Source organism: Nocardiopsis aegyptia, from assembly GCF_013410755.1.
In the GTDB taxonomy this organism is placed as follows: Bacteria; Actinomycetota; Actinomycetes; order Streptosporangiales; family Streptosporangiaceae; genus Nocardiopsis; species Nocardiopsis aegyptia.
This window is the reverse complement of the sequence record NZ_JACCFS010000001.1, coordinates 1,799,481-1,823,835: the sequence shown is the minus strand read 5'-3', so window position 1 is coordinate 1,823,835 and position 24,355 is coordinate 1,799,481. Positions and strand designations below refer to the sequence as shown.

Below are 24,355 nucleotides of genomic sequence, written 5' to 3'. Positions count from 1 at the left end.
CACGCGATTTGCGCACGGGTCTCAACCAGTGGAACACCAGCCCCCCGTGCACCCGGGGGCGACGTGAGAGCGGAGACGACGATGTCGGCGAGTGCCCCCAGTGAACCGGTCCCCGTACCCGACGCGCCGGTCGCGGTGGTCGGAATCTCCTGTCGGCTACCGGGAGCGTCGACACCCGAGGCCCTCTGGAGGCTCCTGTGCGAGGGCCGGGAGTCGATCACCGCACCGCCCGAGCGCCTCGGCGTCGCCTCCGCCGCGCGCGACGGCCACTGGGGCGGCTACCTCGACCGGCCGGAGGACTTCGACGCGGCCTTCTTCGGGATCTCCCCGCGCGAGGCCCTGGCCATGGACCCCCAGCAGCGCATCATGCTCGAACTCAGCTGGGAGGCCCTGGAACGGTCCCGCACCGCACCGCACTCCCTGCGCGGTTCGGACTGCGGTGTGTTCACCGGCGCCATCTCCTCCGACTACGCGGCACTGCAACAGCGCGTCGGCGGCGACGGCATCACGCACCACTCGATGGCCGGGAACCAGCGCGGCATGATCGCCAACCGGGTCTCCTACGCCCTGGGCCTGTCCGGCCCCAGCCTGACCGTGGACTGCGGCCAGTCGTCCTCCCTGGTCAGTGTGTACATGGCCATGGAGAGCCTGCGCCGCGGCGAGTGCGGCACGGCGCTGGCCGGCGGCGTCAACCTGATCCTCACCCCGGAGAGCACGGAGAGCGCGGCACAGTTCGGCGGACTCTCCCCGGACGCGCACTGCTACACCTTCGACGCCCGGGCCAACGGTTACGCCCGGGGTGAGGGCGGCGCCGTGGTGGTCCTCAAACCGCTGGACCGGGCCCTGGCCGACGGCGACCCCGTGTACGCGGTTCTGCGCGGCGGAGCCGTCAACAACTCCGGCCGCACTCCCTACCTCGCGCACCCGGACGCCTCCGGCCAGCGGGAGGTCCTGACGACCGCACTGCGGCGGGCGGCGGCCGATCCGGCCCAGGTCGGCTACGTCGAACTCCACGGCACGGGCACCCCCGCGGGCGACCCCGTCGAGGCCGTGGCGCTCGGGGCCGTGTTCTCCGGAGAGCGCGAGGAACCGCTGCGGGTCGGATCGATCAAGACCAACATCGGGCACTTGGAAGGCGCCGCGGGCATCGTCGGTCTGGTCAAAGCGGCGCTGAGCCTGTCGCACGGGCAACTGCCGCCCACGCGCAACTTCTCCGAACCCCATCCGGACATCGACCTGGAGGCGCTGCGGCTGAGCCCGCAGACCCGTCGCGAGCCCTGGCCGGCGGACGCACCGCTGGCAGGGGTGTCCTCCTTCGGGATGGGCGGCACCAACTGCCACCTCGTCCTCGGTCCGCCCCCGCCGCCCAAGGCCGACCGCGCCGCCACGACCAGGGGCGAGACGGCCCTCGATCCCGTTCCGTGGGTGCTCTCGGCGCGGTCGGAGGAGGCGCTGCGCGCCCAGGCCTCGGCCCTGCACCACTTCGTCTCGGCCCGCCCCGGCCTCCTCGCCCAGGACGTGGGCCTGTCACTGGCGAGCACCCGGACGGTGTTCGAGCACCGCGCGGTCATCTTCGCCTCCGGTGGCTCCGACGCCCGCGAGCTCGAGGCCGTGCGCGCCGACCGGGCCGCCGGTGCCGCGGACAGGGCGCGGCCCGTGATGGTCTTCCCCGGCCAGGGCGGACAGTGGCAGGGCATGGCCCGCGAACTCCTGGACGACGACAGCTCCTTGGCCCGCGCCTTCACCAAACGGCTGCGCGAGTGCGAGCGGGCGCTGGACCCCTACGTGGACTGGTCGCTGACCCGCGTGCTGCGCGGTGAGCCCCAGGCCCCGGCGATCACCGGAGCCGGTGCACGCGTGGACGTGATCCAGCCGGTCCTGTGGGCGGTGATGGTCTCCCTGGCCAGGGCGTGGTCGGAGCTGGGGGTCGAACCCGCCGCGGTGATCGGCCACTCCCAGGGGGAGATCGCCGCCGCGTGTGTGGCCGGGATCCTGACCCTGGACGACGCCGCGCGGGTGGTGGCCCTGCGCAGCCGCGCGCTGACCGCACTCGCCGGAAGCGGTGGGATGGCATCGCTCGGGCTCTCCTCCGACCGTGCGGAGGCCCTGGCCGAAGCCGATCCCGAACTGCACCTGGCCGCCGTCAACGGCCCCGAGTCGGTGGTGGTCTCGGGGACGCCCGAGGCGGTGCGCCGCGCGGTGGAGCACTGCGCCGACGCGGGGGTGCACGGCTCGCTGGTGGGCGTCGACTACGCCTCGCACTCCGCGCACGTCGACCGCATCCGCCAGGATCTCCTGGAACGCCTCGGAGAGGTCGTGCCCCGCCCCGGCCGGGTCCCGTTCTTCTCCACCGTCCTGGGCCGCCGAACGGCACCGGACGACCCGCCCATGGACGCCGAGTACTGGTTCCGGAACCTGCGCGGCACGGTCCGGTTCGCCGACGCGGTCCGGGACGCCGCCGGGGCGGGGCACACGTCGTTCATCGAGGTCGGTCCGCATCCCGTCCTGACCTTCGGTATCGAACGCACGCTGGCCGCGGACGGGATCGACGGGGCGGTCCTCAAGACCCTGCGGCGTGACTGCGGGGACCGGGCCCAGCTGCTCGCGGCCGCGGCCCAGGCGTTCACCGAGGGTGTGGACGTGGACTGGGAGCGGCTGTTCCACGGGACGGGAGCACGGCGGATCGATCTGCCCACCTATGCCTTCCAGCGCCGGAGCTTCTGGCCGGGTGCCGTCGACGAGCCCGAACCGAGGGAACGGGATACCGCGGAGGACGGCACCAGGGACCTGGTCACCGCGCTCACGGTCCGGGTGCTCGGACAGCGCTCGCTCTCCGCGGCCGACGAGCGGCGGGCCTTTCGCGACCTGGGCTTCGACTCGGTCATGCTGCTCGAACTCGCCGCCAAGCTCAGGGACCGGACGGGTGTGCCCCTGGAGGCGACGACCCTGTTCGACCTGTCGACGCCCGCCGCGCTGGCCGACCACCTGGTCGCGGAACTGGGTGAACGGGTGCCGCGGACGTCCGCGGCCCCGGAGGAGGCCGGACCGGGCCCCGCCGCGTCCGTCGAGCGAACCGACACGTCCCGGCCCGCGCGACCCGGGCCCGCGCCCCAGACCCCCGACGACGACCCGATCGCCATCACCGCGACGGCCTGCCGCCTTCCGGGCGGGGTCCGCACGCCGGAGCAGCTGTGGCGGCTGGTCGAGGACGGCGTGGACGCGATCGGCGACTTCCCCGACAACCGCGGCTGGGACCTGGAGGGGATCTACGACCCCGCACCCGGCACCCCCGGCCGCACCTACGCGCTCTCGGGCGGCTTCCTCCACGACGCCGACCTGTTCGACGCCGACTTCTTCGGCATCAGTCCCCGTGAGGCCGACGCGATGGACCCCCAGCAGCGGCTGCTGCTGGAGACCTCCTGGGAGGCCGTCCACCGCGCCGGGATGAGCACCGACGACCTGCGCGAACGCCAGGTGGGGGTGTTCGTCGGCGCCATGCCGACGGAGTACGGTCCGCGGCTGGCCGACCAGGGCGCGGGCGGCGACGGCGGCTACCGTCTGACCGGCAGCACCCTGAGTGTGGCCTCGGGCCGCATCGCCTACGTCCTGGGCCTGCGCGGACCGGCGATGACCATCGACACCGCCTGCTCCGCCTCGCTCGTGGCCCTGCACCAGGCGGCCCAGGCCATCCGCAGGGGCGAGTGCGAGATGGCCCTGGCCGGCGGCGCCACCGTGATGGCCACCCCCGGCATGTTCCTGGAGTTCTCCGCCCAGCGCGGACTGTCCCCGGACGGGCGCTGCCGCGCCTTCGGCGCCGGGGCCGACGGCACCGCGTGGGCCGAGGGCGCGGGCATGCTGCTGCTGGAACGGGCTTCGAGCGCCCGCCGCGCGGGCCGACCCGTCCTGGCCCTGGTCAAAGGCAGCGCGGTCAACTCCGACGGCGCCAGCAACGGCCTCACCGCGCCCAGTCGCGAGGCCCAGGAACGGGTGATCCGCCAGGCACTGGCGTCGGCCGGACTGGAGCCGGACGAGGTGGACGCCGTGGAGGCGCACGGCACCGGCACCCGCCTGGGCGACCCGATCGAGGCCAGGGCCCTGATCTCGGTGTACGGGCACGCGCGCCAGGGCTCCGGAGAGGAGCTGCGGCTGGGATCGCTCAAGTCGAACATCGGCCACGCCCAGGCGGCGGCCGGTGTGGCCGGGGTGATCAAGACCGTGGAGGCGCTGCGGCACGGGCGGCTGCCCAGGACGCTGCACGCCGACGAACCCACCGACAAGGTGGACTGGGACGGCAGCGGAGTCCGGCTGCTCAGTGCGGCCGAGGCATGGCCGGACACCGGCCGCCCGCGCCGGGCCGCGGTGTCCTCGTTCGGGATCAGCGGAACCAACGCCCACGTCGTGCTGGAGGGCGTGGCCGACGAGGGCGCGCCCGTGACCGTTCCCGAGGACCCCTTCCGGCGCGAACGCCACTGGGTCGTCCCGGCCGCGCCGGTCCCGGCCGTCCCGGAACGACCGGCCGAGCCCTGGATCGACGACGGGCTCGCCCTGGCCGACGGGCGCACGGTCTTCACCGGGCGCGTGGACCTGGACGGTCAGGCCTGGGTGCGCGACCACGGCGTGCTGGGCCGCGTGGTCGTCCCCGGCACCGCGCTGGTGGACCTGGCCGCCCACGCGGGCGCGCGCGTGGGCGCGCCCGGCGTCGCCGACCTGACCCTGGAGGCGCCCCTCGTCCTGGGCCGCGGCGCGGGCGTCCGGTTCCAGGTCACCGTCGGCACGGCGGATGGGCAGGGCCGGCGCGACCTGACCGTGCACGCCCGCCCCGCGGACGCGGTTCCGGACACGCCGTGGACCCGCCACGCGTCAGGGGCGGTGGCCGAGGGTGAGCCCCCCGCTGCCGGCACCCCGGCCGTGCCCGCGCAGGGCACGCCCACCGGCACCGACACCCCCATCGCGACCGCCACCGCCACCGCGGACACCTCCGCGCCGGGTGACCCCTGGCCGCCGGCGGGGGCCGAGTCGCTGGCCGTGTGGCCCGACTACGACCGCCTGGTCCGGCGCGGCTACGCCTACGGGCCGCTCTTCCAGGGCCTGCGCGGCGTGTGGCGGCACGGGGACGACCTGCTGGCCGAGGTCGAACCGCCCCGGGCGTCCGCGGCCGGAGGCCCCTTCCACGGGCCGCACCCCGCCGTCGTCGACGCCGCGCTGCACGCCCTCCTGCTGCACGGGGGTGACGAGCGCTCCCTGCTGGTGCCCTTCGCCTGGTCGGGCGTGCGCGTCCGGCCCGCCGCCGGGGCCGCGGCGTCCGGCCGCCTGCGGGTGCGCGCCACCGAACTCGGACCCGACCGGTACCGCCTCGCGGTCACCGACGAGTCGGGGGCCGCGGTCGTCTCCGTCGACGAGCTCGTCCTGCGCCCGCTCGACGAGGACGCCCTCCCGCCGCGCGATCCCGCCGAACTGCCCGGCCTGTACGAACTGGTCTGGGAGAAGGCCGACGCGCCCCCGCCGTCGGCGGTCATCCCGACCGGTCTTCCCGACCTGGACGGGCTGGACCTGGACGGGACGGTGCCGCCGGTGGTCTACACCGAACTGCCCGCCACGGCCGTCTACTCCGACGAGACGTGCGTTCCCGACGCCGTCCGCCTGGGCCTCGACTCGGCCCTGTCGACCATCCGCGCCTGGCTGACCGATCCCCGCACCGAGCACGCGCGCCTCGTCGTGGTGACCTGGCGGGCCGTGGCCACCGACCCCGCCACCCGGCTCACCGGCCTGGCCGCCGCCCCCGTGTGGGGGCTGCTGCGGGCGGCCCAGCGCGAGTACCCCGGCCGGCTCGTCCTCGTGGACTCCGACGGGTCCGAGGACTCGCTCCGCGTCGTCGCGGGCGCGGTCGGCCTGGGCGAGCCCCAGCTCGCGCTGCGCTCCGGCACGGTCCTGGTGCCCCGCCTGGTCAGGGCCGGTTCAGACGACCGGCTGACCCCGCCGGGCGCGCTGTGGCGGTTGGACACCCGCCGCCCCGGTTCGCTCCAGGATCTGGAACCGCTGCCCGCGCTGGAGGCCGGCGGCCCGCTCGGCCCGCAGGAGGTGCGCCTCGCGGTCCGTGCCGCCGGGGTGAACTTCCGCGACGTCGTGGTGGCGCTGGGCCTGGTCGAGAACGAGACCGGCATGGGCATCGAGGGCGCCGGCATCGTCCTGGAGACCGGCGCGGACGTCGTCGGCCTGAGCCCGGGCGACCGGGTCACGGGGATGTTCGACGGCGCGTTCGGCCCGGTCGCCGTCGCCGACGCCCGCAGGCTCGCCGCCATCCCGCCGGACTGGTCGTTCGAACAGGCGGCGGCGGTGCCGGTGGCCTTCCTGAGCGCCTACCACGGCCTGGTGGACCTCGCCGCGGTGCGTCCCGGAGACAGCGTCCTCGTGCACGCGGCCGCGGGCGGTGTCGGCACGGCCGCGGTGCAGCTGGCCCAGCACATGGGCGCGTCCGTGTTCGGCACCGCCAGCCCGCACAAGTGGGCGGGGCTCTCCGCCTACGGCCTCACCGAGGACCGGTTGGCCTCCTCCCGCGACCTGGGGTTCGAGGAGCGGTTGCGCGAGGCCAACGGCGGGCGCGGGATGGACGTGGTCCTGAACTCCCTCAGCGGGGAGTTCGTGGACGCCTCCCTGCGGCTGCTCCGGTCGCCCGGCGACGGCGACGGTCCCGGTGGCCGGTTCGTGGAGATGGGCAAGACCGACATCAGGGCCGCGGAGGAGGTCGCCGCCGCCTACCCGGGCCGCGGATACCAGGCCTTCAACCTGCCCGACGTGGAGCCCGAGCGGATCGGGCAGATGCTCACACGCGTCATGGAACTGCTCGCGGGCGGGGTCCTCTCGCCGCCGCCGACCGTCGTCCACGACGTGCGGCGCGCCCAGGACGCCCTGCGCACCCTCCAGCGCGGTGAGAACATCGGCAAGCTGGTGCTGTCGGTGCCCGCGCCCTTCCCGCAGGACCGTACGACGCTGATCACCGGCGGCACCGGCGCGCTGGGCCACCGGGTGGCCCGCCACCTGGTCACCGGGTACGGCGTACGGCACCTGCTCCTGGTCAGCCGCAGCGGTCCGGAGGCGGAGGGCCAGGACGCCCGCACCGCCGAACTGGAGGCACTCGGCGCCCGGGTGGAGGTCGCGGCGTGCGACGCCGCGGACCGGTCCGCCCTGCGCGAGCTGCTCGCCGAGCTGCCCGAGGGCTGGCCGCTGGGCGCCGTGGTCCACACCGCCGGCGTGCTCGACGACGCCACCATCACCTCCCTCACCCCCGAGGGGATCGACCGGGTCCTGCGTCCCAAGGTCGACGCCGCGTGGAACCTGCACGAGCTCACCGCCGACGCCGACCTGGGGTCCTTCGTCCTCTACTCGTCGGCGGCGGGCGTGCTGGGCAACCCCGGGCAGGCCAACTACGCGGCGGCCAACGTCTTCTGTGACGCCCTGGCCCACCACCGGCGCGAGCGCGGACTCCCCGCCATCTCCCTGGCCTGGGGCCTGTGGGCCGGTGAGAGCGGGATGACCGCGCACCTGGACGACACCGACCTGGGCGTCCTCAGCAGGGGAGGGCTCGCGCCGATGCCGCCGGAGGAGGCGCTGGCCCAGCTCGACACGGCGCTGCTGTGGGACCTCGTCAACAGCGTGCCCGCGCTCGTGGACCTCGACGCGGGCGCCGACGTGCCGGTCCTGCGCGGCCTGGTCGCGCCGACGGGCACGGCCACGCCCGCCGGCGCCGGTCGGAGTGCGGGCACCGGGGCCGATCCCGCGCCGGCCCACCGGTTCGCCGGTCTGCCCGAGGCCGATCGTGAACGCGCCCTGCTCACCGAGGTGCGCGCGCACACGGCCCTCGTCCTCGGCCACGCGCCCGAGGCGGGCCCGGCCCGGATCGAACCGGATCGACCCTTCACCGAACTCGGCCTGGACTCGCTCACCGGTGTCGAACTGCGCAACCGGCTGAGCGCCGCGACGGGCGTGCGCGTCCCGGCCACCGCGGTCTTCGACCATCCGACCCCGCGCGCCCTGGCCACCCTCCTACTGGGCCTGCTGTTCCCGGCGGATTCCGAGGGGCGCGCACCCGACACCGTACGGACCGGCGGTCCCGCAACCGCCGGCGAGGCCGGGCACGAGGACGAGAGCATCGACTCGATGGGGGTCGACGAACTCGTCACCCTGGCTCTCCAGGGACGGCAGCACCCGCCGCACGCTGGACAGGAGACGGCAGTTGACCACTGACGACGCACGCTTGGTCGCGGCCCTCAGGACCGCGATGAAGGAGAACGCGCGACTGCGCGAGGAACTGGACCGATCCACCGAGACCGACCCCGTCGCGATCGTCGGGATGGGGTGCCGCTTCCCGGGCGGGGCCGACTCGCCCGAGGACCTGTGGCGCCTGGTCGACGAGGGCCGCGACGCGGTCCGGCCCTTCCCCACCGACAGGGGATGGGACCTGGGCGACCTCTTGGGCGACGACGGGCGCGAGCCCCGCTCGTCCACCGGCCAGGGCGGGTTCCTCGACCGGCCGGCCGCCTTCGACGCCGAGTTCTTCGGCGTCTCACCGCGGGAGGCGGTGGCCACCGACCCCCAGCAGCGCCTGCTGCTGGAGACGTCGTGGGAGGCCGTCGAACGCGCCGGAATCGACCCGCACAGCCTGGCCGGCTCCGAGACGGGCGTGTTCGTGGGCACCATGCCCCAGGAGTACGGGCCCCGGCTCGTGGACGCCTCCGACGACGGTTTCGCACTCACCGGGACGCTGCCCAGCGTCGCCTCCGGCCGGGTCTCCTACACCCTGGGCCTGACCGGACCGGGCGTCACCGTCGACACGGCGTGCTCGTCGTCGCTCGTCGCCGTGCACCAGGCGGTCCAGGCGTTGCGGGCGGGGGAGTGCTCGCTCGCCCTGGCCGGTGGCAGCTGCGTCATGGCGGCCCCAGGAGTGTTCACGGAGTTCTCCCGCCAGGGCGGGCTGGCGCCGGACGGCCGCTGCAAAGCGTTCTCCGCCGACGCCGACGGCACCGGTTGGGCCGAGGGCACGGGCATGATCCTGCTGGAACGGCTCTCGGACGCGCGGCGCAACGGCCGCACCGTCCTGGCCGTGGTCCGCGGCAGCGCCGTCAACCAGGACGGTGCGTCCAACGGCATCATGGCGCCGAACGGCCCCTCGCAGCAGCGGGTCATCTCGCGGGCCCTCGACGACGCCGGGCTCGGGCCCGGGGACGTCGACCTGGTGGAGGCGCACGGAACCGGGACCCGCCTCGGCGACCCGATCGAGGCGCAGGCGCTCATCGCCGTCTACGGACGCGGGCGTCCCCAGGACAGACCGCTGTGGCTCGGGTCGCTCAAGTCCAACATCGGCCACGCGCAGACCGCCGCGGGCATCGGAGGCCTCATCAAGGCCGTCATGGCGCTCCGCCACGGTGTTCTGCCCAGGACCCTGCACGCGGACGAACCCACCCCGCTGGTGGACTGGTCCGAGGGCGGCGTCCGGCTGCTGGCCGAGCCGCGCCCGTGGCCCGAGACCGGGCGTCCCCGCCGCGCGGGCGTGTCCTCCTTCGGGATGAGCGGGACCAACTCCCACGTCATCGTCGAACAGGCCCCCGAACCGTCCCCGGCCGAAGAGCGGGAGAGCCGGGTGACGGGCTCCGTCCCCTGGGTGCTGTCGGCGCGCACCGAGGCGGCACTGCGGGAACAGGCGTCCAGACTCGCCGAGTGGCTGCGGAACTCTCCCGGCGCGGCACCGGAGGACGTGGGCTGGTCACTGGCCACCGCACGGTCCCGGTTCCCGCAGCGCGCCGTCCTCCTGACGGACGACCGCGAGGGCGCCCTGGCCGCCCTCGACGCGTTCGCCGCCCAGCGGTCGGCACCGGGCGTCCTACGCGGACAGTCCGTGGCCGAGCCGCGCACCGCGTTCGTCTTCCCCGGACAGGGCGCCCTCGGGGAGCACCTGGACCTGGGGGCGCTCCTGGACGCCCACCCGGGCTTCGCGGAGAGCGTCCACGAGTGTGAGAAGGCGCTCGCCCCCTACCTCGACTGGTCCGTGACCGCCGCGCTGCGCGGCCAGGCCGACGCCGCCGACCTCGCCCGTCCCGACGTGGCCCAGCCTCTGCTGTTCACGGTGATGGTCTCGCTCGCGAGGCTGTGGCGGTCCCACGGCGTGGAGCCGTCGGCCGTGGTGGGCCACTCCCAGGGGGAGATCGCCGCCGCGTATGTGGCGGGCATCCTGAGCCTGGAGGACGCCGCCGCTGTGGTGGCCCTGCGCAGCAGACTGGTCCTCCCACTGGTGGGCGGTGGAGGCATGCTCGCCCTCCAGCTGCGCCCCGGACAGGAGCCGCCCTCCCTGGTGGACTGGAAGGGCCGACTGGACGTGGCAGCCCACAACGGGCCCAGTACCGTCGTGGTCGCCGGGGAGAACGACGCGCTCGGGGAGCTCGCCGAACGGTGTGCGGACGAGGGGGTCTTCGCCTTCCCCGTCGCCGCCGACTTCGCCGCCCACTCACCCCAGGTCGACGTACTGCGCGATGAGCTCCTGACCGCTCTGGACGGTGTGCGGCCGGGTCCCGGGCGGATCCCCCTCTACTCCACCGTGGACGGCGCGAGGATCGACGGTGCCGCCATGGACGCGGAGTACTGGTACCGCAACATCCGCCGGACCGTCCGCTTCGAGACGGCCGTGCGCGCCATGGCCGACGACGACGTCACCACGTTCGTCGAGATGGGGCCGCGCCCCGTCCTGACGGTCGGCATCCAGCAGACCGTGGAGTCCGCCCGCGGCTCCGCCGGTACGGCCGTTCTCGGCTCGCTCCACGGTGAGGGCGGCGGGCCCCGGGAGTTCCTGACCGCCCTCGGCGAGGCGTGGGTGTGCGGGACCGAGCCCGACTGGGCGTCGGTCTTCGGCTCGCACGCCCCGCGCACCGTCGACCTGCCGACCTACCCCTTCCAACGCCAGGTCTACTGGCTCGACCCGGTCGCGGGTACGGGCGGCACCACCGTGGCCGCGGCCCCCGGGGCCGGGGACGAGCCCGCGGTCGCCGAACCGGGGCGGCTGGCCGTTCTGGCCGGGATGCCCCCGCGCCGACGCGAGGAGGCCGTGCTCGATCTGGTCCGTGAACAGGTCGCGGCCGTCCTCGGCCACCCCTCCGCGGGGCAGGTCGACGCCGAACGGGGGTTCGTGGACGCGGGCGGGACCTCGTTGGGCGCCGTTCGGCTGCGCAACGGCCTGAACGCGGCCACGGGACTGGACCTCCCGGTCACGGTCGCCTTCGACCACCCCACACCGCTGGCCCTGGCCCGGCACCTCCTCTCCCTCCTCGACGCGCCCGACGGGGACGTCCCCGCCGATCCCGTCGCGGCACTGGACCGGCTGCGGTCCGCCGTGGCGTACGGCGCGCTGGACGCGTCCCAGCGTGCATCGGTGGCGGAGGGCCTCCGGGAGCTGCTCGACGCGCTGGGCGAACGCGCCGCGCGCGACGCCGGGACGAGCACGGAGGCCGAGGAACTGGAAGGTGCCAAGGATGACGACCTCATCGCGCTCATCGGCAAGGAATTCGGAATCTCGTAGCCGGCGGTACGCCCCTGAACCCGGAGTTGGTCGCTGATGACACAAGAGGACAAGTTCCAGGACCTGGCCCGTCGACTCGCCCTCGACCTGCGCCACGCACGGGGCCGCGTCGAGGAGCTGGAGGAGCGTCGCCACGAACCGATCGCCGTCGTCGGCATCGGCTGCCGATTCCCGGGAGGCGTGACGTCCCCGGAGGGCCTCTGGGACCTGGTCGAGCGTGGGAAGGAGGCGATCGCGGACTTCCCCTCCGATCGGGGCTGGGACCTGGACTCACTGTTCGACAGTGACCCGGACACCCCAGGAACGAGCTATCTGCGCAAGGGCGGGTTCCTGTACGACGCGACCCGCTTCGACGCGGGCTTCTTCGGCATCAGCCCACGCGAGGCCGTGGCGATGGACCCCCAGCAGCGGGTTGCGCTGGAGACCTCCTGGGAGGCCGTCGAACACGCCGGGATCGACCCCTCCACCCTGCGGGGCTCCCCCACGGGGGTGTACCTGGGGCTGGTCAGCCAGCCCTACGGGCCGCCCATCGGACACGCGGGGGAGGAGTTGGAGGGCTACCTGCTCACCGGGGTCATGCCGGCCGTGGCGGCCGGACGCGTCGCCTACAGCCTGGGCCTGGAGGGTCCCACGCTCACCGTCGACACCGCGTGCTCGTCGTCCCTGACGGCCATCCACCTGGCCACCCGCGCCCTGCGGGCGGGCGAGTGCGGCCTCGCCCTGGCCGGCGGCGTCAGCGTCTACACCGACACGGGGCCGTGGGTCTCCTTCAGCCGCCAACGCGGCCTGGCCCCCGACGGCCGCTGCAAGGCGTTCTCCTCCGGCGCCGACGGCACCAGCTGGTCGGAGGGCGTGGGCATGCTCCTGCTCGAACGGCTCAGTGTCGCCCGCGAGAACGGTCACCGCGTCCTCGGCGTCCTGCGCGGCAGTGCCCTCAACCAGGACGGTGCCAGCAGCGGCCTGTCCGTTCCCAACGGCCTGGCACAGCAACGGGTCATCCGTGAGGCACTGGCCGACGCCCGCCTCACGCCGGGCGAGATCGACCTGGTGGAGGCGCACGGTACCGGTACCACCCTGGGCGACCCCATCGAGGCCAACGCACTGCTGTCCGCCTACGGCCGGGACCGGTCCGGGGGCCGGCCCCTGGCGGTGGGTTCGCTCAAGTCCAACATCGGGCACGCGGGAGCGGCGGCCGGCGTCGGCGGAGTGATCAAGGCCCTCATGGCGATGCGGCACGGGACCATGCCCCGTACCCTGCACGCCGAGGAGCCGACCGCCCACGTGGACTGGGAGTCGGGAGCGGTCGCACTCCTGAACGAGGCGGAGCCGTGGCCGGAGACCGGTCGGCCCAGGCGTGCCGCCGTGTCCTCCTTCGGTGTCAGCGGCACCAACGCGCACCTGGTCCTCGAACACCCCGGGGACGGCCTCGCGGAGGACTCCGACACCGAACCGGCCGCCGCGGCCCGGCCCGCGGACGTACCCGCGGGCGCTCGGTCGATGACGTGGGTCCTGAGCGGCCGCACCGAGAACGCCCTGCGCGACCAGGCCGCGCGACTGTACGACCAGGTCGTGGACCGGCCGGACCAGGACCCCGCCGCGGTCGGCTGGTCACTGGCCACCACCCGTACCGCCTTCGAGCACAGGGCCGCCGTGGTCGCCCCGGACCGGGAGGGCCTCCTTCGGGGCCTGCGGTCACTCGTCCGGGGCGAACCGGACGACAGCGTCGTCCAGGGCACCGCGACCGGCTCGCGCCGGACCGTGTTCGTCTTCCCCGGACAGGGCTCCCAGTGGCAGGGCATGGCGGTCGGCCTCATGGACACGTCCGACGTCTTCGCCGGGCGGCTGGACGAGTGCGAGCGCGCGCTCGCACCGTACGTCGACTGGTCCCCGTCCGCCGTGCTCCGCGGCGAGGACGGGGCGCCCTCACTCGATCGCGACGACGTCGTCCAACCGGTCCTGTGGGCCGTGATGGTCTCGCTCGCCGCCCTGTGGCGCGCCCACGGGATCGAGCCGGACGCCGTCGTCGGTCACTCCCAGGGCGAGATCGCGGCCGCCTGCGTGGCCGGGGCACTGTCCCTCGACGACGCGGCCAGGGTCGTGGCTCTGCGCAGCCAGGCGATCCTGGAGCTCTCCGGAACCGGGTCGATGGCCTCGATCGCGCTCGCCGCGGACGAGGTCCGGGAACGCCTGGCCGGAGGCGAGGACGACGTCCACGTCGCAGCCGTCAACGGTCCCGCCTCGACGGTGGTCGCCGGCGAGCCCGAGGCCGTGCGGCGACTGGTCAAGGAGTACGAGTCCCTCGGCGTCCACGCCCGGCTCGTGCCCGTGGAGTACGCCTCCCACACCCCGCACGTGGAACGCCTGCGCGGGCGCGTCCTGGACGCGCTGTCCGGCATCGCCGCCCGAGAGCCGGTGGTACCCGTGTACTCGTCGCTGACCGGCGGACCGCTGGGCGACACGGCGATGGACGCCGGGTACTGGTACCGGAACCTGCGTCACTCGGTCCGCTTCGAGGAGGCCGCCAGGTCGCTGGTCACCGCAGGCTACGACACGTTCATCGAGGTCAGCGCGCACCCCGTGCTCGGCCCGGCGCTCCAGCAGACCTGTGAGGACGCCGGCTCGGGCGGTGCCGTGGTCCTGGGCACGCTGTCCAGGGACGAGGGCGGCGCCGACCGCTTCGTGGCCTCGGTCGTACGGGCGCACACGCACGGGGTCCGGGTCGACTGGACGACGGTGATCCCGAGCCGGCGGGTGGTCGAACTGCCCACCTACGCGTTCCAGCGCTCGCACTACTGGGCCGCGGGGTCGGCCGGGAACGGCGATGTCACACGTGCGGGCCTGGGCGGCACAGGACACCCGATGCTCGGGGCGGTCCTGTCCCTGGCCGACGACGACGAGTACCTCTTCACCGGCAGGATCGGTGTGGACAGCCATCCCTGGATGGCCGACCACGTGGTACTGGGCACCGTGCTGGTCCCCGGCACCGCCTTCCTGGAGATGGCGCTGCACGCGGGCGCGCATGTGGGCCTCGCGCGGGTGGAGGAACTGGTGCTGCACGCACCCCTGGGCCTCCCCACCGAGGGCGGCGTACAGATCCAGATCAGGGTCGGCGCGCCGGACGCCGAGGGCGGCCGCCCCCTCTCCGTGCACGCGCGCTCCTCCGGGGCCGACGGGGCCCCGTGGACGCGGCACGCCAGCGGTCTGCTCACCCGGACCTCCACCGGCCAGGAGGCCCCGAACACGGAGGGGTCCTGGCCGCCGCCCGGTGCCACACCGGTCCCGGTCGACGACTTCTATCCCCGGGTCGCGGAGCTGGGCAATGCCTTCGGGCCGGTCTTCAACGGCATGCGCGCGGCGTGGAGGGACGGCGACGACCTCTACGCGGAGATCAGGCTTCCGGACGGACAGGACGCCGACGCCGCCCGGTTCGGGGTGCACCCGGCGCTGATGGACTCCGCTCAGCATCCGCTCGCGCTGCCCTTCGTCTCCGGGCCGGCCGACGGACCGAGCCTGGCCGAATCGGCCGGACTCCCCTTCACCTGGTCCGACGTCACACTGCACGCCGCGGGGGCGGCCCACGTCAGGGTCCGCGTGCGCCGCACGGCACCGGACACCGTCGCCCTCGACATGACCGACTCCTCCGGACGGCCCGTGGCCACCGTGGGCGCGCTGGTGACCCGTCCCATCGGCCCCGCGCAGCTGGCGGCCGCCACCCGTTCGGGCGGCGACGACCTCTTCCGCGTCGTGTGGACCCCGCCCGCCGGGGCCCCGCCCCCGGCCGGGGAACCGGCCCCGCTGGCGGTCCTGGGTCCGGACCCCCTGCACCTGGCCGACGGCCTGGCCGCGGCGGGACACCGGGTCAGCACCCACACCGACACGGCCGCCCTGCACGCCGCGCTGGCGGACGGGGCACCCGCGCCCTCGGCGGTCCTCGTGCCCTGCGCCGCCGTCGCGCCCGAGCACACCGCGGCGGCGGCCTACGCCGCCACCTACCGGGCCCTGGACCTCCTCCAGGAGTGGGTCGCCGACGAACGCGTGGAGGACCTTCCGCTGGTCCTGCTGACCCGCGGCGCGGTCGCCGCCGGGGACGGCGACGAGGTGCCGGACCTGGACCACGCGCCCCTGTGGGGGCTGGCCCGCACCGTCCAGATGGAGTTCCCCGACCGCTGCGTCATCGTCGACACCGACGACGCCGCGACCGCTCCCGCGCTCATGGGGGCGGTGCTGGCCGGGCGGGAGCCCCAGGTCGCGCTCCGTTCGGGCGACCTGCTCGTGCCGCGGCTCGTCCGGGCCGCACCCGAGGGATCCGTGGTGCCGGACCTGGGCGCGCACGGCACCGTGCTCGTGACCGGCGCCAACGGAACGGTGGGCGCCGTGGTGGTGCGCCACCTGGTCGCCGAACGCGGGGCGCGCCACCTGCTCCTGGTCAGCCGTAGCGGCGAGGAGGGCACCAGCCCGGAGCTGCGAGCCGACCTGACCGCCCTCGGCGCCTCCCTGACGTTCGCCGCCTGCGACACGGGGGACCGCGACGCCCTGCGCGCGGTCCTCGACTCCGTTCCGGCCGAGCGGCCGCTGCGGTCGGTCGTCCACATCGCGGGCACCGTCGGCGGCGCGGTCTTCACGGCCCAGACACGCGCGCTCGTCGACCACGTGATGCGGCCCAAGGTCGACGCCTCGCTGAACCTGCACGAACTCACCCGCGACGCCGACCTGGACGCGTTCGTCCTGTTCTCGTCCGCGGCCAGCACCCTGGGCAACCCCGGGCAGGCCAACTACGCCGCGGCCAACGCCTACCTGGACGCCCTGGCCCACCGGCGTCGTGCCCAGGGCCTGCCCGCCACGACCATCGGGTGGGGCATGTGGGCCGAACGCAGTCAGCTGACCGCCCACCTGGGGGAGGCCGACCTGCACCGCTACGCGCGTATGGGCATCGCCGAGCAGATCACCTCGGAACGCGGCGCCGGCCTGTTCGACGAGGCCCTCGCCGCTGACGCCGCCCACGTGCTGGCCGCGCCGCTGGACATCGCCGGGATGACCGCCCGGAGCCTGCGCGGTGCCGACGTACCGACGATGCTGCGCGGACTGGTCCGCACACCCCTGCGCCGGGCGGCCGACCGGCCGACCGACTCCGACGGCCTGCTCGGCCGGCTGTCCGACGCGGCGGAGGAGGACAGGGAGGAGATGCTCCTCGACCTCGTGCGCACGGCCACGGCCGATGTGCTGGGGCACGCGCGACCCGCGGACGTGGCCGCCGACCGGGACTTCCTGGAGATCGGCTTCGACTCGCTCACCGCGGTCGAACTGCGCAACCATCTCGGCGGGAGCACGGGGCTGCGGCTTCCGGCGGGCGTGGTGTTCAAGCACACCACGCCCCGCGCGATGGCCCGCCACCTCCTGGACCGCCTGCCGGTCCAGGGCACGGCGTCCGGTGCCGTGAGGCCCGGCCCCGACGGGACGGCCGGCGCGGGGTCGATCACGGCAGTGGTCACCGTGGAGGAGACGGAGACCCCCGACGGCCTCGTCGCGCTGTTCGGGGAGTTCTGTCGCCAGGGCCGGACCGCCGACGGACTCCGGCTGCTGGAGACGGCCGCGCTCGTACGGCCGGCGTTCACCGGTGACGACGGCGACCTGCCCGCGCACGCACCGGTCGTGCTGTCCGGCCGGGGGGTCCCCGCGCCGGTCCTGGTCTGCCTGCCCTCCATCGTGCTGGCGTCGGGCCCGCAGGAGTTCGCCCGGCTGGCCGCGGGAATCGGCCGGCACCGGGACGTCGAGGTGGTCCCGCACCCCGGCTTCCGTGACGGGGAGCCCCTGCCCGCCACGCTGGAAGCCGCGCTGGCGGCCCAGGCGGACGCGGTGCTGCGCTGCGCGGGGCAGCGCCCCTTCGTCGTCGTCTCCCGCTCCTCGGGCGGTCCGGTCGCGCACGCCGTGGTCGAACTCCTGGAGGAGCGCGGAGTGCGGCCGGCGGCCGTGGCGCTTCTGGACCCCACCCATCCCGACGACGACGCGGTCCTGCCGACCACCGAGGCCCAGATGATCCAGCGGGGCGGAGCCATGGGACTCACGGACGGCGTGCGCCTGACCGCGATGGGACGGTACATGCGGCTCTTCGGGGACGTGCGGCCGAGGCCGATCGCGACCCCCTCCGTCCTGCTGCGCCCGGAGGAGCCGATCACCGACCGCGACGGCACCGCCATCCCTCCGTTCGACTGGGCGCTGCCGCACAGTACGGTCACCGTGCCGGGCGACCACTTCACGATGTTGGAGGACCACGCCGACAGCGTGGCCGTCCTGCTCCACGAGTGGTTGTCCGAGCGGGGCCTGTGAGCCGCCCCCGAACGTCGCCGGCCCGACCCCCGCCCTTCCCTCCAGACGCCCCCTGACGCCCCGACGAACACCCCTGACTCAGGAGGACCTGATGCCGACGGAAACGGCACCCCCACGTCCGGACGGGCACCGGCTCACGGTGCTCGGGGCCGGAACCATGGGCGCCGGGATCACCTCGCTCGCGCTCATGCACGGCGTTCCCGTCACCCTCGTCGACGTCGACCAGGACGTCCTCGACCGCGCACGCACCAGAATCGACCACCAGACGCGCGTCGCGCAACTGATGGGCGAGGCCCCCGACGGCGTCGGACCCGGGACGCTCACCACCGCCACGTCACCGGACGCGGTGGCCGACGCCACGGTCGTCATCGAGGCCGTCACCGAGGACCACGACCTCAAGGCCGCCCTGCTCGCCGACGTGGGCGCCAGGACCAAGCCGGGCACGATCCTGGTCACCAACACCTCGTCCATCCCCGTGGACGACCTCGCCGGCTTCACCGCCCGCCCGGGGGAGCTCGTCGGCACGCACTTCATGAACCCCCCGTACCTGATCCGCACCGTCGAGGTCGTGCGCGGACCACGGACCGGCCAACGCACCCTGGACACGCTGGACGGCCTGCTGGCGGTCCTGCGACGCGAGTCCGTGGTCGTGGCCGACGCGCCCGGCTTCGTCACCAGCCGGCTCCTGCACCCGATGATCAACGACGCCGCCCGGATCGTCCAGGAGGGGACCGCGAGCGCAGAGGACGTCGACGCCCTCATGGTCGGCTGCCTCGGTCACGCCACGGGCCCCCTGCGGACCGCCGACATGATCGGTCTGGACAACCTCGTCGACTCCCTGCGGGTGCTGCACGAGCGCACGGGGGACGACCGCTGCCGCCCCTGCGACCTCCTCCTGGAGAAGGTCGCGGCGGGAGACCACGGCCGCAAGAGCGGCCGCGGCTTCTTCACCTACGAACGGACGGAGCAACTCTCATGACCACGCCCGCTCAGACACCGCGGAGCCAGGACCTCGACCGGATCGAGTCCGAGCTCATCGCCTTCCTCGAAGGCCGCACCCGGGCATCGTGGGACGAGGACGTCGACCTCTTCGCCACCGGTGGCCTGTCGTCCATGTTCGCCATGGAACTGGTCGTGCACCTGGAGCAGACCTACGGAGTCTCGATCCGCGGCGGGGACCTCAAACTCGACAACTTCCGCACCGTCCGGACCATGGCCGACCTGGTCCGTAAGCTCACCGCCGACAAGGACACCGATGGCTGACGACGTCACCGGCCTGTCCGCGCGCCTCGGCGAGGTCATCGGCGACAGGGCGGGCGAGTGGGACCGCGAGGGGCGACTGCCCGACGAGGTGCTGCGCGAGCTCGCCTCCGCCGGACTGCTGTGCCCCCAGGTCCCCTCGGCGTACGGCGGACTCGGCCTGGACAGCCGCGGCGGGGGCGAGCTCACCGCGCACGTCGGGAGCCTGTGCAGCTCCGTGCGCAGCGTCATGACCTCCCAGCAGATGGTGGCGGGCAGCATCGAACGACTGGGTGACGAAGCCCAGCGCGCCGCCTACCTGCCCCGTCTCGCGGGCGGGGAGATCGCGGCGGCCGCCTTCAGCGAGCCGGGGGCGGGCAGCGACCTGTCGGCCATGGCCACCACCATCCGCGCCGACGGCGACACCGTGGTGGTCGACGGCCGTAAGTCCTGGATCACGACGTCGGCCTACGCCGACCTCCTGCTCGTGTTCGGACGGTTCGGGGACGCGGCCGCGGCGGTCATGGTCCCCGCCGACGCACCGGGGGTCACCGTCGAGCGGATCGGTGAACCCCTGGGCTGCAGGGCCGCCGGACACGCCGACATCACCCTCGACGGCGTCCGCGTACCCGCAGGCGCCGTCCTGGGCCGCACCGGGCTGCCGCTGCCCTTCCTCGTCACCGCCGCCCTGGCCCACGGGCGCCTGTCCGTGGCCTGGGGATGCGTGGGCATCCTGCGCGCCTGCCTGGCCGAGGCACGCGCGCACGCCCGCACCCGGGAGCAGTTCGGGGTGCCGATCGCCCGCCACCAGTTGGTGGCCCGCCACCTGGCCGAGATCTACACGGCCGAACAGATCGCCGCGCGTGCCTGTGAGCACGCCAGCCACTGCTGGGACACCGGTTCGCCGGACATGGTCACCGCGACCGTGCTCGCCAAGCACGTCAGCGCCACCCACGCCGTCTCCGGGGCGGGCGCGGCGCTCCAGGTGCTCGCGTCGGCCGGCGCGCGCGACGGCCACACCGTGGCGCGCGCCCACCGCGACGCCCGGCTGATGGAGATCATCGAGGGCAGCAGCGAGATGTGCACGCTCATCCTGGCCGACCACGTGCTGGCCACCGCGGACTGAACCGGCCGCTGAGAGGAACGGGAGCAGAAGCAGTGAGCGCAGACCGAGGAGAGAGCGGGCCCACCCTGGTCAAGTGCCTGGTGTGGGACCTCGACAACACGCTGTGGAAGGGCACGCTCCTGGAGGACGGCGAGGTCGTCCTGTCCGAGGAGGTCGCCGATGTCGTCCGGGAGTTGGACGCCCGGGGCATCCTGCAGTCCGTGGCGAGCCGGAACGACCACGACCACGCCTGGGCCCGGCTGGAGGAACTGGGCCTGGCGGAGCACTTCGTGCTACCGCAGATCGGCTGGGGGGCCAAGTCGGCGTCGGTGCGGGCGATCGCCGACCGGCTCAACTTCGCCACCTCCACGATCGCGTTCATCGACGACCAGCCGGCCGAGCGCGCCGAGGTCGCCTACGCGCTGCCCGAGGTGCGGTGCTACCCGGCCGAGGAGGCGGCCTCCCTCCTGGAGCTCGCGGACTTCACCCCGGCGGTGGTGACGGTGGACGCGCGGCGCCGACGGCGGATGTACCAGGCGTCGTTCGAGCGTGAGAGCGCCCGATCTGATTTCGCGGGCCCCGACGAGGGCTTCCTGAAGTCTCTGGACCTCGTGATGGGGATCGGCCGGGCGGGGGACCAGGAGCTGTCGCGGGTCGAGGAGCTGACGCTGCGCACCAGCCAGATGAACGCCACGGGCGTGCACTATTCCGACGCGGCGCTGCGGTCCCTGGTCACCGACCCGAACCACGAGGTCCTGGTCACCACGCTGACCGACCGCTTCGGTCCGCACGGCGCCGTCGGCGTGGTGCTGGTGGAACGGCACCCGCGCGTGTGGCACCTCAAGCTCCTGGCGACCTCCTGCCGCGTGGTCTCCTTCGGCGCCGGGACGGCCATCCTCAACTGGCTCGTCGACCAGGCGGCCCGGGTCGGGGCGCACCTGGTGGCCGACTTCCGGCCGACCGACCGCAACCGGATGATGGAGATCGCCTACCGCTTCGCCGGGTTCACCGAGGACCCGTGCGGGTGCCGCGACGCGGTCCCCGGCGACCCGGGGACCGGCGTGCAGCGCCTCCACCTGGTGGCCGAGCGCCGTGCGGCGCCCGCCACCCTGACCATCGAGGCCGTCGACCTCGCCTGAGACCGGGAGGGGCGACCGGCAGGGACCGGCCTAGCGCTTGCGGGCGAGCGTGACGCCGTCCGCCATCACCAGCAGGGAGATCTCCACCCGTTCGTCGTCGCGCAGGGTCTCGTTGAGTGTCCGGACGGCCTCGGTGTCGGGGTCCTGCGCGCCGGGGTCGGCCACCCGTCCGAGGAAAAGCGTGTTGTCCACGACAATGAGCCCGCCCGTTCGCACGAGTGAAACGGCGTGCTCGTAATAGGCCGGGTAGTTCTTTTTGTCGGCGTCGATGAAAACGAGGTCGAAACTGCCCTCGCCCCTTTTGGCGGCGAGTTCGGCGAGTGTGTCCGAGGCGTCCCCGACGCGCAGCTCGATTCGGTCCCGTACCCCCGCCCGCTCCCAGTAGGGCATCCCGATCTCGGCCCAGCGATCGGTGATGTCGCAGGTCACCAGTTCTCCGTCGGCCGGGAGGGCGCGCGCCATGCACAGGGTGCTGTAGCCGGTGAAGGTACCCACCTCCAGGACCGACCGGGCACCGGTCGCCCCCACGAGGAGGGCCAGCAGCTGGCCCTCCTCGGCCATGACCTGCATGGCCTCTCCGCCGGGGAGCGCGAACGTGTCGGAACGCAGTCCGGCGAGAATGTCGTCGTCACGAAGCGACACGCTCCGCACGTATTCGAGAATATCGGGGGTGACGCTGGTCTGATCGGCCATGGGCGAATACTACGGTCCGGTCGGCTCGGCCTTCAAGGCGGGTCGATATCGGCGGGCGGGGAGGAGTTCCACCGCCCGCCGCAATTCCACGCACCGCCGATACGCGACCGCCGTTCGTGATCAGATGGTGGCGGTGTCGATGACGAAGCGGTAGCGCACGTCGCTGGCGACCACGCGCTCGTAGGCGGTGCCGATCTCCGCCGCGCCGATCACCTCGATCTCCGAGCCGATGCCGTGCTCGGCGCAGAAGTCCAGCATCTCCTGGGTCTCGGCGATGCCGCCGATCATCGACCCGACGATGGCCTTGTTGCCGCCGATCAGGGAGAAGAGGTTGATCGAGACCGGGTCCTCGGGGGCGCCGACGTTGGCCAGCACGCCCTCGGGACGCAGCAGCCCCAGGTAGGCGCCGAAGTCCAGGGGCGCCGACACCGTCGACAGGATCACGTCGAACGTTCCGGCCAGTTCCTCGAACGTCGCCGGGTCGTTGGTCGCGTAGTAGTGGTCCGCGCCCAGGCGGAGCCCGTCCTCCCTCTTGCGCAGCGACTGGCTGAGCACCGTGACCTCGGCGCCCATGGCGTGCGCCAGCTTGACGCCCATGTGGCCGAGCCCGCCCATGCCCAGCACGGCGACCTTCGTGCCCGGGCCGGCCTTCCAGCGCCGCAGCGGCGAGTAGGACGTGATGCCCGCGCACAGCAGCGGCGCTGCCGTGTCCAACGGCAGGGAGTCGGGAATGCGCAGCGTGTAGTTCTCGTCGACCACGACGGCGGTCGAGTACCCGCCGTAGGTGGGCCGGCCGGAGCGGTCCAGACCGTTGTAGGTGGGGGTCATGCCGCGCTCACAGAACTGCTCGGTCCCCGCGCGGCAGGGCCCGCACTCGCGGCAGGAGTCGACGAAGCAGCCCACGCCCACGCGGTCGCCGACGGCGTGGCGCGTCACTCCGGGGCCGACCTCGGCGACCACGCCGGCGATCTCGTGCCCGGGGACCATGGGGAAGATCGCCTCGCCCCAGCCCTCCCGCACCTGGTGGATGTCGGAATGGCAGATACCCGCGTACTTGATGTCGATCAGGACGTCGAACTCGCCGACGGGTCGGCGCTCGATGGTCGTGCGCTCCAGCGGTGCCTTGGCCGCGGGAGCCGCGTAGGCGGCGACGGTACTCACAGGTGTTCTCCTCGGCGGTACTGCGGACTCCCGGCCGGAACCGGCCGGGACGCCTACGAGGCTGCCAAGGATCGGTCCGGTCACCCAGACCCCTGTGCCGCCTAGGACCAGCGTGCCTACCACCAGCGGGGTCAGGCTCGTGGGCGTGGGACGGGGAATACTGGAAGCATGGATCACGAACCGGGCACAGGGAGCACGACGGGGCAGCACGACACGGAGGCGGTCCTGCACCGGCGTGCCGAACTCGGCGAGTTCCTGCGCACGCGGCGGGCCAGGCTCGCGCCCGAGGACGTCGGGGTGCCGCGTCTGGGCCGCTACCGCCGGGTGCCCGGCCTGCGGCGCGAGGAGCTGGCCCAGGTCGCGGGGGTGTCGGTCGCCTACTACACCCGCCTGGAGCAGGGGCACGGCCGCAACGTGTCCGCGGAGGTGCTGGACGCCATCGCCCGGGCGCTGCGGCTCACCGACGCCGAACACGCCCACCTGACGCACCTGGCCAAGCCCAAGCGGCACCGGCGCAGGACACCCGCGCGCTCGCAGCGGGTGCGGCCCGCCCTCAGGCAGCTGATCGACTCGCTGGAGGGCGTCCCGGCCTACGTGCTGGGACGGCGCTCGGACATCCTGGCCTGGAACCGGATGGCGGCGTCGCTGTTCGGGGACTGGAGCCGGCTGCCGGCCAGGGAGCGCAACTGGGCGCGCATGGTCTTCCTGACTCCGGAGTCGCGCGAGCTGTTCGTCGAGTGGGACGCCAAGGCGGCCGACATCGTCAGCTTCCTGCGCATGGAGGCGGGATGCCACGCGGACGACCCCGAACTGGCGGCGCTCGTGGGCGAGCTGTCGGTGCACAGCGACGAGTTCCGCCGCCTGTGGGCCGAGCACGACGTCAAGGAGAAGGGGCACGGCGTCAAACGGCTCCGGCACCCGCTGGTGGGGGAACTGGCCCTCTCCTTCGAGACCTTCACCCTGCCCGACGACGCCGACCAGCACCTGGTCACCTACCACGCCGAGCCCGGATCACCCGCCGCCGACGGCCTGCGCCTGCTGGGCAGCTGGGGCGCGGACGCGGCCCACGTGGACGCGTCCGAGCCCCGTCCGGAAAGCGGCTAGGAGAGGACCTGGTGGCCGGGCGCCGGGGAC

The 24,355-nt window shown here is 74.0% G+C and carries 10 protein-coding genes; 8 read left to right on the top strand and 2 right to left on the bottom strand.

The genetic code is table 11. The annotated features are described in order from the left end of the window. Positions 1–81: 81 nt before the first annotated feature. From HNR10_RS08100 to HNR10_RS08070, 7 genes are all read left to right on the top strand, one after another. Positions 82–8,241, top strand: a complete 8,160-nt coding sequence (locus HNR10_RS08100; RefSeq protein ID WP_179822119.1) for a type I polyketide synthase — start codon at positions 82–84, stop codon at positions 8,239–8,241. Continuing rightward, on the top strand, positions 8,231–11,560 hold the full coding sequence (locus HNR10_RS08095; protein WP_179822117.1) for a type I polyketide synthase: 3,330 nt from the start codon (positions 8,231–8,233) through the stop codon (positions 11,558–11,560). The genes HNR10_RS08100 and HNR10_RS08095 overlap by 11 nt, the downstream gene beginning before the upstream one ends. A 36-nt stretch (positions 11,561–11,596) precedes the next feature. Beyond that, on the top strand, positions 11,597–17,884 hold the full coding sequence (locus tag HNR10_RS08090) for a type I polyketide synthase (protein ID WP_179822115.1): 6,288 nt from the start codon (positions 11,597–11,599) through the stop codon (positions 17,882–17,884). 91 nt (positions 17,885–17,975) lie between these two features. Then, complete coding sequence (locus HNR10_RS08085; protein WP_179822114.1) at positions 17,976–18,863, top strand: 3-hydroxyacyl-CoA dehydrogenase family protein; 888 nt, start codon at positions 17,976–17,978, stop codon at positions 18,861–18,863. Then, a complete protein-coding gene (locus HNR10_RS08080) occupies positions 18,860–19,147 on the top strand; it encodes an acyl carrier protein (protein ID WP_179822112.1) in 288 nt (95 codons plus the stop codon). The genes HNR10_RS08085 and HNR10_RS08080 overlap by 4 nt, the downstream gene beginning before the upstream one ends. Continuing rightward, positions 19,140–20,249: an acyl-CoA dehydrogenase family protein gene (locus tag HNR10_RS08075; protein ID WP_179822110.1), complete on the top strand. Its 1,110-nt coding sequence runs from the start codon at positions 19,140–19,142 to the stop codon at positions 20,247–20,249. The genes HNR10_RS08080 and HNR10_RS08075 overlap by 8 nt, the downstream gene beginning before the upstream one ends. A 32-nt stretch (positions 20,250–20,281) precedes the next feature. Further along, positions 20,282–21,367 (top strand): HAD-IIIC family phosphatase, encoded by a 1,086-nt coding sequence (locus HNR10_RS08070; RefSeq protein ID WP_179822109.1) that lies wholly within the window; start codon positions 20,282–20,284, stop codon positions 21,365–21,367. 30 nt (positions 21,368–21,397) lie between these two features. On the opposite strand, the gene HNR10_RS08065 is transcribed toward HNR10_RS08070, so the two are convergent. After that, positions 21,398–22,060, bottom strand: coding sequence for an O-methyltransferase (locus HNR10_RS08065; protein ID WP_179822107.1), 663 nt, complete (start codon positions 22,058–22,060; stop codon positions 21,398–21,400). A gap of 120 nt (positions 22,061–22,180) precedes the next feature. Then, on the bottom strand, positions 22,181–23,221 hold the full coding sequence (locus tag HNR10_RS08060; RefSeq protein WP_179822105.1) for an NAD(P)-dependent alcohol dehydrogenase: 1,041 nt from the start codon (positions 23,219–23,221) through the stop codon (positions 22,181–22,183). A gap of 168 nt (positions 23,222–23,389) precedes the next feature. On the opposite strand from HNR10_RS08060, the gene HNR10_RS08055 reads away from it, so the two are divergent. Beyond that, entirely contained in the window at positions 23,390–24,325 is a 936-nt protein-coding gene (locus HNR10_RS08055) for a helix-turn-helix domain-containing protein (protein WP_179822104.1), read from the top strand. The last annotated feature ends 30 nt before the right edge of the window (positions 24,326–24,355 follow it).